The sequence below is a fragment of the Rhizobium sp. BK181 genome (assembly GCF_014193305.1).
Taxonomy (GTDB): domain Bacteria; phylum Pseudomonadota; class Alphaproteobacteria; order Rhizobiales; family Rhizobiaceae; genus Rhizobium.
Window position 1 is genome coordinate 1 of record NZ_JACHZA010000013.1, and the last position, 13,766, is coordinate 13,766.

Sequence of the window (13,766 nt, forward strand, 5' to 3'; positions counted from 1 at the left end):
GGCGTATAGAGCGGAATGACGTGGTCACCCTTCTTGACCGAGGTCACCCCCGGGCCGACATCGACGACGATGCCGGCACCCTCATGGCCGAGGATCGCCGGAAACAGGCCTTCCGGATCGGCGCCCGACAGGGTGAAGTCGTCGGTGTGGCAGATGCCGGTCGCCTTCACCTCGACCAGCACTTCGCCAGCCCGCGGTCCCTGCAGCTGCACGGTCATCACTTCCAAAGGCTTGCCAGCCTCAACGGCAACGGCGGCGCGAACGTCCATGTCGAGTGTCTCCTGCTGATTTGATTGCACGGACCTTTGCATGCGCGGCGCGGCAGGCTCAAGGAAAAACTGTCCTTGAATGGACGTTTCAGCTTCGAATGGACTGATTGCGTCAGCCACTGCACAGCTTGCGTCAGAAGAGCTTTTCGGTTGCGAAAATAATGGCATAGCCATGAACGGCAATCGCCGCGTAAAGACCGAAAGCAACCAGCATACGCTCGCCATCCTTCATCTCTTCGAGCATCTGGCGCGGCTTGACAGAGCCGCCACTGACGAGGCTGACCAGCGTAAAGACGAGCAGACCGACCGTCAGCATTTTCGCAGGCAGACCGATCTCGAACCCGATCCCGAGGATGCACACTGTCACGACGAAACTGGCGGCGATCTGCGACGTTCTCGCACGGAAGATTTGCCGGAGAACCTGACCTCCGTCGAAACGATGCATCGGCAGCAGATTCAGCAGATTGAAGGCACCGAGGATCAGAATGAAGACGAGCAGGGGCGCGCGCGATGCGAAAGGCAGCAATCCCGCTTCGGAAAGCTGCGTGGCAACCGCAAGAATCGGCACCAGAAACGCTGACATGCCTGCGCCCATCAGCGCGCAGGTCGCCACTTCGAATAGCGACCGGTACGGCCTGCCGCCGATGGCGACGCCGCCCAGAAAGGGCACAAAGATCATCCTCACGGATGCGTGGCCGAACATACGGTAGGCCGCCATGTGCCCAAGCTCATGCAACGCAATCACCAACGTCAGGAAGGTCGAGAGCATCAGACCACCGGCATTGAGCCCGAAGAACGGCCACAGCAGCAACGTCGACAGAACCGCAAGTCCACCTTGCACCAAGGGCAATTCGAAATAGCCCTGCGGCAAAGACTCACCCGTTTTCAACCATCCGTCCAACGCCTTTATTTCACGGCGGAGAACAAAATAGCGAAACAGGAGAAAGGCCAATCCGCGATAACGGTCGGTCTGCTCGATTTCCAGCAGCGCGCCCTCGGGTGTCGGCCGAATGATGCGGCGCTCCCGGTAGTAATTCCAGAACGCGGGATCCACCGTGCTGTCGTCGATGATGCGCGACTGGAACCCATGCGCATTCGTCGCAACGCGCGGCAATGGCTCGAGGACGATGAGCCTGCGCGACGGGGCGCCGTTCTTGTCGAGATGCCGATAGATCTGCTCCACAACGCCGCCGCGATCAACAAGCGCGCGACTGCTGATCACCGAATGGTGCCAGGAAGCATCAGGACCGGCGGGATTCATCGCCTTCCACAATGTATCGGGAGCACATTGATAGAGCCGGCTGAGGCGGATTGTTCTGCGCCCAAGCGGAGCGCGCATCAAAAGCCAGAGAAGGCCAAAATTTATGATCAGCAAAAGGATTGCCGATTGGAGCGCCGTCATTCGCTACCTCCGCCCGGCATCCTGCCAGGGGGCTCACCATAGGCAGCCGGCGGTTAACAAAAGTTAACTGCCGCGGCGACCGTGTCAGGCAAACTCGAGGATCACCGCGTCGACCGCCAGGCTCTCGCCCGGCTTGGCATTTATCTTACTGACGACAAGATCGCGTTCCGCGCGCAGCACGTTTTCCATTTTCATGGCCTCGACGACAGCCAGCGTTTCACCTGCCTTGACTTCCTGGCCTTCGAACACGGCTATCGAGACCACGAGTCCGGGCATCGGGCAGAGCAGGAGCTTCGACGTATCCGGCGGAAGCTTGACCGGCATCAGCTTCTCAAGTGCGGCATGACGCCGCGTCAGCACCTTGGCTTTCAGCGATATGCCTTGCCAGTCCAGCCGAAGGCCGTTGAGAACCGGGCGGATCTGCGCAATTACGCTTTGACCGGCGATCTTGCCGCGCCAAACGGCGTCGCCAGGTCGCCAATCAGTGACAATGTTCGAAACCTTGCCTCCGATCTCGATATCCATGTCGAATGGAATTGTCACGAGACCGTCCGCCAGACGTGCATCCACATAGCTGTCGCCCAACCTCACTGTCCATTCTTCCCGGCTAGCGCCGAATGGGGCGCGCAATCGATCGGCGAAGCGCTCCCTGCGGCTGGACTCGATCAGGGACGCCGAAAGTGCGACTGCCGCGAGAAAGCCCTCTTGGTCGGCATCCGGCGTCGCGGGGGAAAATCCGTTCGGATACTCCTCGGCGATGAAGCCCGTCGACAGACGTCCCTCACGCCAGCGGGGGTGCTTCATCAGTGCCGCAAGGAAGGGGACGTTGTGTTCGATCCCATCGACAACGAAGCCATCCAATGCCTCGCCCATCTCTTCGATCGCCTCCAGGCGTGTCGGCGCCCAGGTACAGAGCTTCGCGATCATCGGGTCGTAGTACATCGAAATCTCTGCGCCCTCAAAGACACCCGTATCGTTGCGCACGATAGCGTTCCCGGACCGGCCTTCGGCAGGCGGACGATATCGCGTCAGGCGACCGATCGAGGGCAGGAAATTGCGATAGGGATCCTCGGCATACAACCGGCTCTCAATTGCCCAGCCATTCAGCTTTATGTCGCTCTGCGCGAACGGAAGCCTTTCACCGGCCGCGACGCGGATCATTTGCTCGACCAGGTCGATGCCAGTGACCAGTTCCGTCACCGGGTGTTCGACCTGCAGGCGTGTGTTCATTTCCAGAAAATAGAAGTTCCGGTCGCGATCGACGATGAACTCCACCGTGCCGGCGCTCTGATAGTCCACCGCGCGGGCGAGCGCCACAGATTGCTCGCCCATCGCCGCACGTGTCGTAGCATCTAGGAAAGGCGAGGGCGCTTCTTCGACGACCTTCTGGTTACGGCGTTGGATCGAGCACTCGCGCTCCCCGAGATAGACGACGTTGCCATGTGCGTCCGCAAGCACCTGAATCTCGACGTGACGGGGCTCGACGACATATTTCTCTATGAACACGCGATCGTCGCCGAACGAGCTTTTCGCCTCGGAACGCGCCCGATCGAAACCGTCGCGCACTTCCGCTTGGCTCCAAGCGATGCGCATGCCCTTGCCGCCACCGCCGGCGGATGCCTTGATCATAACGGGATAGCCGATCTCGGCAGCAATCTTCTCTGCGTGCTGCGCATCGTCGATCACGCCGAGATAGCCAGGAACGGTGGAGACATTGGCGGCGTTGGCGAACTTCTTCGACTCGATCTTGTCGCCCATCGCCATGATCGCTTTCGGCTTCGGACCGATGAAGACGATGCCTTCCTTCTCCAGCGCTTCACAAAACGACGCCCGCTCGGAGAGGAAACCGTAGCCGGGATGAACCGCCTGCGCGCCAGTTTGCTTGCACGCGGCGATGATCTTGTCCGCCACGAGGTAGCTTTCGGCAGCTGCGGCGGGACCGATATGAACGGCCTCATCCGCCATTTCCACGTGGAGAGCATCCCGATCCGCATCCGAATAAACCGCAACTGTCGCAATTCCCATGCGGCGCGCGGTCTTGATGACGCGGCAAGCGATCTCGCCGCGATTCGCGATCAGGATTTTCTTGAACATGAAGACTCCACCCAAAACATGCGTTCCGGAGTTTTTACGCATAAAACCCCGGAACGTACAATCGGCGGAAAGAATATCAGTGGATGTCAGGCGACGGCAGTTTCGCTTCCGAAGGTATCGTCGACGATCCTCAGCCAGCGGCTTCGCCGTGGGGGCCCGGCATACTCGACGAGATGGAGCGCCGCAAGGATGTCAGCCCAACGCGGATGATTTCCGGCTGGGAGCGTTTCCTCGGCGATTTGCATCAGCACGCTCCAGGTCAGCGGCTGAGCATGGATGACGCCAGCATCGCCTGAGCCACGGAGAACCCGCGTCACATAGTCGATGTCCTGGCGGGTGATGCCTTTGCGGTCAACTGTGCGCGACAGCTTGTAGCCGCCAATGCCTTCTGTCAGTGCGAGACGCAGCTGATCGAGCGCGAAGGCGCGAAGTTCATCCGGCACATTCGCGGAAATCTCCATTGCGTGCAGAACCAGTTCTAGCTCAAGGGCCGAGTTGACCACGCCGTCGGTCGAGACCATGCGCATAAGCCAGGCCACGTTTATCTCGTCGAGAGACCCCTGCGGGTAGGTGTAATTGACGATGAAATCCGCGAGCTGCTCGACGAAGAAGCAGTTCCACTCCGGGCATTTCTCTGGGCAGGAATTGTTCAGCGCCAGCATCGCGACCACGTCGTCCGAGGTACGTATCCCTTCCGGGAAGGTGTGCTTGCGCAACAGACTGATATCTTCGGCCGTCAGCCGATGCTTCCCGGCAATCACACAGGCCGGAAAAGCGAGACGGAATTCGCTCATTTTTGTCTCCAGAACCTCATCATGAGGCCGAAGGCCGTTCTACCGCGAGCGAATTGATGATCCCTCAATAAGCAGTGTTAACGCCGTGCTCAATCGGTCACGACATTTTTAACGGTGGCGCCTGCTCGGCGCTCCCGCCAGATGATGAAGAGGCCTGATGCGACGATGATCGCGATGCCGATCCACTTCGAAAGGTTCGGGAAGTCGCCGAACAGCGCATAGCCGAGCACCGTCGCAGAGATGATCTCGAAATATTGGAAGGGTGCAAGCAGCGACAGAGGCGCCAGCCGGAAAGCTCGTACGATGATCATATGGGCATAGCCAGAAATCGTCCCAAGGATCAGCAGCAAAGCGAGAGCTAACGCGGAGGAGGGCAGGGAAAGCTGGAAATCACCAACTCCGAGCCCATTGCCCACCATCAGGGCCGCCGCCATGAAGGCCGTGCCGCCAATGCCCGCCATGGTCTGCATCGTCAGCGGCGAATCGGCGTTCCCGATTGCGCGGTTCAGGAAGAGGTAAAGCGAATAGAGAAACGCGCAGAAAACGGGTAGGAGCGCCTTGAGGCCAAAGATCTCGTAGCTCGGCTGGATGACGATCATCGCGCCACCAAACCCGACGACAATCGCCATCCACCGGCGCCAGCCGACCCTGTCGCCAAGGAAGATTGCCGAGAGTGCGGTGAGCATCAGGGGCTCGACGAAATAGATCGCAAACACATCCGCAAGCGGCATGTATTTCACGGCAACGAAGAAAAGCAGACTGGCTGCGCCATGGAGGATGCCCCGCAACAGATTCATCCAGGGTCGCTTTGCATGCAGCGCCTTGCGACCGAAGATTACGAACAGAAACGGAAGCGTACAGACCAGCTGGAAAAAGAACCGGTAGAACGTCACTTGGCCGGGCGACATGGACTCGAAGGTCGCCATGTATTTGGCAATTGCATCCATCGCCGGCAGCACGAGCATAGCGCCAGCCATCAGGGCCATGCCCTGCAGAGGATTTTGGTGTTCCGGGGAATTTCGCATCGGTGAGATTCTATTTGGGTTCAGGCGGCTATACCGAAAGTTGCCCGCTTGGTGAAGGGAGCATCTGGCGACGAAACCAAATCGCTCGACCGCCCACGATCGGGAAAACTGCTCCTCGGGCGGCAGATCATAAGCGTGTCAGGAATCTATCCAAATTCGTTGTAGATGAATCATTTTCAACGGAAGCTGAAATAAGAACACAGCTCTTGAGACCATCGAAAGTTTGGTTGGTGCACCAATCCGAACAAAATTGCGAACCCAAGTGACTGACGGAAATGCGGGGTTCGCGAGCCTCTCGCCCACGAGCGGAAGGTGCTAACTCATTTTAAGTCTGGAATGAACTAGTCTGTGAATCAACTTTTCCGCTTCATCAGAGGATCGTTCGACCCGAGCCAGCTCCTCCAGCATGCGGGACAAAGTCTCGATATCGAGATTGCGGGATTTCATCCAAGGTCCGATATCTGCTTGTGGCACTTGCTCGAGGAAGCAGTTGACGGCCTCACTCAGCGAGTGAACAGGGACTGGACCCTGGGTAGCCCGGTCTATCGCCAAAGCAGCCGCGCCTATGGCAGCTGATGCGGTTAACCCCGCGGCCGTATGCGAACACAACTGGATCAAGCCATCGGCACTGCTGTTCCCGAGCGGCATTGTTGCTGCTGTGCATTGTACAAGCTGCGCAAAAGCGTCCGTAAAGACGAATTCCGAACTCGCACGTCGGTTCTCACTAGACAACTGCTGAAGATCGGCGGTCGCTCGATCGAGGCATGCCATCGCGTCGATTCGCTTTTGATCCAACCGTCCACTCGGCAACCAGCTTGCCAACCTCTCTGCGCCGGCGCGATCTGCCTTGCGATCCAGCCCGCCCAACAGTCGCCGGAAGCTACGTTCTGGATAGAAGGTCGACTTGGCGCGATCAATCAAGAAGTCGGCAAAGTCGTTCTCGACCACCCCGGAACACACAGCAGATGACAAGGTCGATCGAATGTTTACGAGTGGCTCCGAAAGCGGCTCATAGTATAGTTCCTCCGGTCCATGGACCAACGCGACTTCGTCGTCGCGCTCGAGCTCTCCCGACTCGAACCACTCGAAGATCATCCCTACGCCGACCATGCCAAAGCGGCTCAATTCTGCGGCGCGGAGAGCCCCGATTGAAGCAGCCCCATATACCGCAATTCCATTATCAATCGCCCACAATATCTCCTTGTGGTGTACTGCAGGCACGTGCTCGAAATAGCCGTCGATCAAAATGATGGCTCTTGGACCATCGACGGCAGCCGCTATGACGTCCCCTTGCGCGGCAGGCGGGCGGTAGTCGAAATCGACACCGTGATATGCCGGACGATCACGTCCAAGCGATGGGCCCACAAACACCGGTACTTTGTTAGTTGTGGTGGCCATCGCCACCTCCGAAGGCGACCAATTGCCTCGCACGTTTTCCCGCTACATAACCGGGCGCGTCGCACGAACCTTCAAGCCCGGGCACAATAACACGCACCACTGCAGCAGGAATGCCGCTATGGGATAGATCAACCATAAGAGGCTCGTCGATCCCAGCAAGTTTCATTCTTTCCAAGAGGTGGTCGAGCGCGTCGTCGATGCTGGCGAAATCCGGAGCACTTGGAATGTCGGCAAAGGCCTTGGCTGCGCGGGTTGTTGCTTCGTTAGATGGGGGCCGTGGAGGGCCGTGCAGGAACATTTCACGTGTCAGGTCATCCCGCGTTCCAGAAATCATCGTCAATCTGCTTTGGACTGCCTCTAGAATTGCTTTCCCCAGCGCAATCACACTTATCGGATGGCATGCGCTGCCGGCAGCAGGACCCACGCTCCGGGAAGTGCAATGATCGGACCGTATCTCGCAAAAGAACGCAGGTACGCCAAGATCACTCGTCATATCCCACACATCGGTTCTCGTGCCAGACCGGCGGAGTGTGTTCAGCACGTCAAAGCACCACGGGTCATTGACCGATTCCAAATCGACGGCCGTTGCCGGTACCCCCGGGCCTCTGGACCGCCACAAGGTGAGGGCATCCCTCTCGATCAATTCGGCTATCGCATGGACCGCAGCTTCCTTGATCGTGTTCCCAGATGCCAGTCCTCCCGACCCAATCAGCAAGCATTCAAGGTTTGCCGGAAGCGGTAGGGCATAGTCCAGATGAACTGTCTCAAATGGGACCCATATTTTCTCACCGCTGATCATGCCTGTCGCGCTGGTCCACAGCGTGCGCCGGTTTTTGGACGGAAGCGCTTCAAAGATTCTGGGCAGGATATCCAAATCAACCACTCGGCCTTCATCGAACAGTTCATTGAAAGATGCATATCTCAGATCGATTTTGGGGTTCTCGGCGCAGTGGCGTTCAAGTGCCTCCATCACGGCGGAAGTCTTCGCCTCGGTCAGTGTTCCGCCTTTGCCGTGACACGTTGCAAGCGAACGAGCGCTTGGTCTGTAGGCGACAGCAACAGGCAATCCGATGGAATCGAGACCAGTAATATCGGCTATGCGCGAAACACCGATTTCGCGCAAGAAAGGAACCATCCTGGCCAGGGTCTCAGCCGGGTGTATCTCGCGTATGGAGCGAGTACATGACCGCGCTTCTATAGCTTCCGTCGTCACCGAACATGGAACTTTGTAGACTGTTTCAAGCCTTCTATGTTCACGAGCCAGCAGGTGCCAAGAGGCGTTGGCTTACCTGGTGGAAGTTTGTTGGGAACGGCTGCGAGCAATACGCCACACTGCAGAAGATCGCGAACAACCTCCCAACCTTCATCGGACCAGAACGTTGCCGTGTCGATGCGATAGGCGTCACGGTCCCAAACACCCCGTGGAATAAGCAGCACGGTTCCATCATCGTGGGCGATTATAAGATCGTGGTTAAAGCTTTCGTTGTTTTCATCTTGAGACATAGCTTCCTCTCTCCCTTGCGAACCTTGATACTGATCTTGAGCATCGCTCGTATTGTCAAAGGGGATTCCAAAATCGGATGAAACGTCAAAGATTACCGGGTTGAACGGGCTACTGCCTTAGATCAACGCGCAGTCTATTTCGAGATGCTTCGCCTCGCACTACTTTCGGTAGTCGTTTCCACGCACTGTAACAAGCGGTTGGAATCTTAGACTATGCTTGGCTTGCGCACGTCTTCACGTTGAGTATCCTGAGATTGCGCCCGACAGCTGCGATTGGCAAGTACTACATTTCGCCTATCTAATATAAATCTCGATGTCTCATCATTTGCAGCGATTGACCATGTTGCTTCGGCATAGCGCCACGTGAAATGAACGAGAAGCTGGCCTTCAAATGGGAGGAAGTGTGCTCACTTTTGGGGAACTGATCCGTCGCAACGGTCTATATTGGGGCCACAAGGACGCATTCGTTGAAGCGGACCGGCGTCGCAGTTGGCACGAATTCCATTCCCGTACTGATGCACTAGGCTTCGCTACGCGTCGTTTGGGAGCTACCGCCGGTGATCGCGTCGCTATACTGTCAGCCGACTGCATCGAGGTCGCGGAGACATTCGGTGCATGCATGAAGATCGGAGCGGTAAGGGTTGGTCTGAACCCTCGTCTCACTCAGCCGGAAATCGCGGCGCTTGTCGCGGATTGCTCCCCTACAGTGATCTTTGTTCATCGCGATTATCTTGATCAGGCGGAAAAAGCAGCGTTCGCGATGCCGGCAGGCCGAGGCGAGGCGCATATTATCGAGTTCGGATCACCGGCCAGTGAATACGAAAGGCTGATCGCTGCCGAAAGTGATCAGCCAGAACTTGTCCAAACCCCACATCCGACTGCGATGATTGCTTACACTACGGGATCGACAGGGCTTCCCAAAGGAGCTGTCTATCCGCATGGGGCCTTCCTTCAGTCGATCTTATACACCGCCATGTTGGAAGGGATTGATCCATCGACTCGCTGGCTGCACACGATGCCTGCGGCCGGCGTTCCATTGATGCATATGGTCCGCAACCTGTTCCATGCTGCCGCCACCGTGATTGTCGGGCCCTGGTCGGCGGAACAGGCGCTTTTTTTGATCGGGCGCGAACACACAACCAATGTCGTCCTCGTTCCCACAATGCTGAATTCGCTGCTCGAATCGAGTATGTTGGAATGCACTGACATGAGTTCGATGCGATTGTTCGGCTACGGCGCTTCTCCGCTCCCTCCCAAGACGATCAAGAAAGCCATGAAGGCTTTTAGCAGGCCGTTTCTACAGATGTTCGGCACTACGGAGCTAATGGGCATGTCGATGATGCTGTTTCCGTCAGATCACGAGCTTGGCATCACCACTCGCCCAGAGATACTGGCTTCCGCTGGGAAGCCTTTGCCGTTCGTCGATGTCAAAGTCGTGGATGGAGATGGCCGCTCTCTTCCGCCCGGCGAGACGGGTGAGCTTATAGTCCGTAGCGACACGCAGTTCTCAGGCTACTGGAACGCGCCGGAGAAGAACGCTGAGGTCATAAAGGATGGGTGGATATATACCGGTGACCTAGCAAGCCGAGACGAGGCGGGCTACGTTTATCTCAGCGATCGCGCCAAGTTCAGAATTAGGAGCGGGGGCTACGACGTCTTCCCGACTGAGGTCGAAAACGCTTTGGCTGAGCATCCTGCGGTTAGCGAGGTTGCCGTGATAGGCTTGCCGGACGAACGGTACGGCGAGCGCATACATGCAGTCGTAACTACTGTTCCCGGAAAAGCCGTTACTTCAGACGAACTGCGTGAATTTTGCAGGAATAAAATTGCCGCGTTTAAGGTCCCAAAATGTATCGATATCTGGACAGAAATCCCAAAGGGGCCGACTGGGAAGATTCAAAAGCGAGCGATCATCGAGCATTTCACCAGCGAAGCGGCCTCAAGGCAGGCGTCATCAGACGATAAGTCATAGAAGGTTTCGCCTTCTGCACGACGCAAGCAACAGCTGAACTATCGCTGGCTGATCGGCTTCTGAACTCACTGAGAGTCTCTCTACCGCTATTCGTACACGTTCTGGTAACTCTTGCTGAGTCTCACGCAAGAGACGGCAGCACAGTGCTCTCACCCTATCGCGGTCTTCGTGGGCAGTTGCCAACAAGACCAGGAGGGCAGTCCATTCAAATGGGTAAGCAATTTTGGACTTGTCAAACTCCCGGAGGGCGCGCTCCGCTTCCAAACGGGCATCCTCCAGTCGACCTCTTCTCCAGTGACCCCACGCAAGGTTTGCACTGGCGAGACCGACATATTCTGACATCGCCTCGATCCTAGCCGTTTCCATTGCTTCCCTGGCTGATGCAACAGCGGCGTCGATCTCACCTTGCAATCGAAACGCCAAGCTTAGATATACACGACAGCGGAGCTCAATCGCCTTATGGCCGGACCGTTGAGCTGCTTGCATTCCGCTGGTCAGGGTGCGCTCGGCGTTCCGGAGTTTGTTGCTGTGTAGATATGTAAAACCCAGGATGAACAACGACGACGAGATGGTAGCCAGGTTGTTGGTCAACTTGGCAGCGTTCGCATAGTTCCGCGCATGCTTGATGGTGGCCAAAGACGTGCGATATCGCTGGAGCCGCAGGTCTCGGAGGACGGACTGATTGAAGAATTCTGCCAGTTGTTCGGCTGAGCAGACATCCAGTCTCGGGGAAATTCGGTTCAGCAGATTGCTCATCTCGCTGCCGTTGCCGCTCCAGTAGTTGGCGTTGCATCTCGAAAGCTGAACTTCGATCCACTCGCGTAGCGCATCTTCGGTCGAAGCATCCGGGAGCTTGTTGAGGACTTGCTCCGCCTCTTCGAGTACTTGCAACGCCCGATCTCGGTCTTGTTGGAGAGCTACCCCCAGCTTTCGGAGCAGCCGGGCCCTTTGAAGGGGCTCGTTTGGCGCGAGCTCCATGGCCTCGCGCAGGGCCAATTCCGCTTCGTCGATATTGTGCGACAGGAACAGCACCTCGCTCAGTTGTTCAAGCAGCGATATCTTCAGGTCGGCCGCGAGCGGCTTCGAACCGTCCTCCGCTAGGCGCAAGTGTTGGAGCGTCTGCCGGAAGTACGAAATGGCCTCCTTATTCGCAAAATTTGCCTTAGCGAGGGTGGCTGCCTGCGAGTAGTACTCAAACGCCTTAATATCGTTCCCGCCTGAGGCCCAGTGATGCGCGAGAACGTGAGGCGACCTGCCTGCCGAATGGGTGTTCTCCAAGGCGACAGCGATCTGGCAATGCACAGCTTTCCTCGCCTTAGAGAGCATGCTTTCGTATATCGCATCGCGCATCAACGAATGCTTGAAAACGAAATGGCCAGCCCTTCCTTGGTCGGCCTTCACGACCTGAGCGCTGATCAAGTGGCGCAATGCGTTATCGACTTCAGATCCACGATACCCAAGCGCTATCTTCAATACATGGGAAGAAAATTCACGACCAATCGCTGCCGCCGTCTGTGGTATTTCCATCTTCATCGGTAGCCGGTCTATCCTTGCGATGAGCGAGTCGTGCAAGGTCATCGGAATGGACGTCACATGGAGATCGCGCCCCTGGCTTGCGTGAGGCGGTTGATCGCCGTCCATCACGGATTTCACGAGTTCTTCAACATAAAGAGGAACGCCGTCGGAACGGTCCGCGATGGCGGCCCGAACCGGTTCGGGTGTATCGGCACTGCCTGTGATGGCCTCAATCAGCTGGTTCACTTGGCCGTACGAGAGACGCGGGACGTCAACCACTTCATCGAATCGCATCTCGGACAGTTGCGCCGTGGCTTCACTGCGACACGTAAACACTGCGAGAGTGTTTCGCCTTGCAGGATCATCAATGAACCGCTGAAAAAATTCGAGGGTACTCGGGTCTGCCCAGTGGAGATCCTCCACGACGATCAAGAGTGTTCGAAACATGGAAATTGTATCGAGCACCGACCGGATCGCACCGAACGTCCTTTCCTTCCGTCCCCTGGCCGTCAGTCCGGCAAAATGAAAGTCCGGATCACCTGAGAGGAGAGCGACGAGGACTTGGGCGGCGTCACGACGTTCTTGGCTAGCGTCTCTTTCGAGCGTCTGAAGCGGGGCAGACGGGCCGACATTTCCCTCCGGCAGGACAGAGCGCCGCAGCTGGTCGAGCACCGGAAACAGTGGCTCGTGGCTATGGAAGGGTGAACACTGAAATTCCATCAGCACGGAGTCTCGGCCTGGTTCCGCGTGCGTCAGTACTTCGGAGACCAAGCGCGACTTGCCAATCCCCGGCTCTCCTTGGACAAGCACAGAGCGCTGACCGCCGATCTTTGCATCGTCCCAGAGCCGCATCAAAGCATCGAGTTGTTCCCCGCGGCCGAAAATGGGCGTGTCCCAGTGGGCAATGCGCTCTACAGTTCCACGCAGCCTAATTCCATCGACACGCCAGATTCTTACCGACGATGAAATCCCCTTCATTGTCCGAAGGCCAAGGTCGCTATAGACGAACTCCTCGCCAGCCACAGCACGGGTCTCATTGGTAACAACAACGGTGTCGGCTTCCGCTTCCGATTGCAGGCGAGCAGCAAGATTGGGTGTTCGGCCCACGACCTGATCCTTTAGGCTGAGATTGTCACCTTGAATATCGCCGACGATCACTGAGCCGGTGGCAATTCCAATGCGTGAGGACAGCCCTAGTTCTCTGACCCCCTTGCTGAGCTCAAGCGCCGCCCGAACGGCGCTTTCTGAGTTGTTTTCTCGCGCATTGGGCCACCCGAAATAGGCCATTACGCCGTCGCCCATAAACTGGCTTATCGTCCCGCCATATTTCCGGACCACTCTGACTGACGTCGATTGGTAGCCGGCAACGATGTCGCGCAACTCTTCGGCGTCTAGCTGTTCCGACATATGGGTGGAACCTACAAGGTCGCAGAAGAGCACTGCTAGGTTTCGTCGTTCCGCTCTTCCGGCCTGGCGGGGTGCTGTTCCCGTATGATCACTTTGATCCGATATAGGAACAACCCGAGACGGTTCGGCACCGACCTGCTTCGCGGCAACAATCAATCGTCGCCGGTCGCCGACGGCTTTAACCCCAATTTCGCGAAGATCGCTACTGGTTAGGTATCCAAGCACTCCGAAGTCAATGTTGTTTTCCTCGAACCGGTCCGCATATTCCGGTAAGCCTATCTGCTCGAGCCATTGTCGGAGCGTAAGCGACATGGGCGTCTCCAATCGCGAAAACCAGATCCTGTGGCCTTAGCCACCATAGTACGGAATCGATTACTCTCGGAGAGA

Annotated in this window: 10 protein-coding genes; 1 reads left to right on the forward strand and 9 read right to left on the reverse strand. The window is 57.1% G+C overall.

The annotated features are described in order from the left end of the window. The 8 genes from FHT77_RS23035 to FHT77_RS23070 form a co-directional block, all read right to left on the reverse strand. The coding region (locus FHT77_RS23035) for an alcohol dehydrogenase catalytic domain-containing protein (RefSeq protein WP_183757167.1) at positions 1–269 on the reverse strand (269 nt) is incomplete at its 3' end. Positions 270–402: 133 nt separating this feature from the next. Then, entirely contained in the window at positions 403–1,671 is a 1,269-nt protein-coding gene (locus FHT77_RS23040) for a hypothetical protein (protein ID WP_183757168.1), read from the reverse strand. Between the two features lie 84 nt (positions 1,672–1,755). Next, the gene (locus FHT77_RS23045; protein ID WP_183757169.1) at positions 1,756–3,765 is read right to left on the reverse strand and encodes an acetyl/propionyl/methylcrotonyl-CoA carboxylase subunit alpha; all 2,010 of its coding nucleotides are present in this window, start codon (positions 3,763–3,765) and stop codon (positions 1,756–1,758) included. An 86-nt stretch (positions 3,766–3,851) separates the two neighbouring features. After that, the gene (locus FHT77_RS23050) at positions 3,852–4,559 is read right to left on the reverse strand and encodes a hypothetical protein (RefSeq protein ID WP_183757170.1); all 708 of its coding nucleotides are present in this window, start codon (positions 4,557–4,559) and stop codon (positions 3,852–3,854) included. A gap of 89 nt (positions 4,560–4,648) precedes the next feature. Continuing rightward, positions 4,649–5,584, reverse strand: coding sequence for a DMT family transporter (locus FHT77_RS23055; RefSeq protein WP_183757171.1), 936 nt, complete (start codon positions 5,582–5,584; stop codon positions 4,649–4,651). Positions 5,585–5,899: 315 nt separating this feature from the next. After that, the gene (locus tag FHT77_RS23060) at positions 5,900–6,982 is read right to left on the reverse strand and encodes a TfuA-like protein (RefSeq protein WP_183757172.1); all 1,083 of its coding nucleotides are present in this window, start codon (positions 6,980–6,982) and stop codon (positions 5,900–5,902) included. Next, positions 6,966–8,195, reverse strand: a complete 1,230-nt coding sequence (locus FHT77_RS23065; RefSeq protein ID WP_312859770.1) for a YcaO-like family protein — start codon at positions 8,193–8,195, stop codon at positions 6,966–6,968. Before FHT77_RS23065 ends, FHT77_RS23060 begins: the two co-directional genes overlap by 17 nt. After that, positions 8,192–8,485 carry a hypothetical protein gene (locus FHT77_RS23070; RefSeq protein ID WP_183757174.1) on the reverse strand — a complete coding sequence of 98 codons (294 nt, stop codon included), beginning with the start codon at positions 8,483–8,485 and terminating at the stop codon, positions 8,192–8,194. Before FHT77_RS23070 ends, FHT77_RS23065 begins: the two co-directional genes overlap by 4 nt. A gap of 403 nt (positions 8,486–8,888) precedes the next feature. Between FHT77_RS23070 and FHT77_RS23075 the strand changes: the two genes are divergently transcribed. Then, positions 8,889–10,457 (forward strand): class I adenylate-forming enzyme family protein, encoded by a 1,569-nt coding sequence (locus tag FHT77_RS23075; RefSeq protein ID WP_183757175.1) that lies wholly within the window; start codon positions 8,889–8,891, stop codon positions 10,455–10,457. Here the strand turns inward: FHT77_RS23075 and FHT77_RS23080 are convergent. After that, positions 10,452–13,691, reverse strand: coding sequence for an AAA family ATPase (locus FHT77_RS23080; protein ID WP_183757176.1), 3,240 nt, complete (start codon positions 13,689–13,691; stop codon positions 10,452–10,454). The two genes, FHT77_RS23075 and FHT77_RS23080, sit on opposite strands and share 6 nt — an antisense overlap. Between the last annotated feature and the right edge of the window lie 75 nt (positions 13,692–13,766).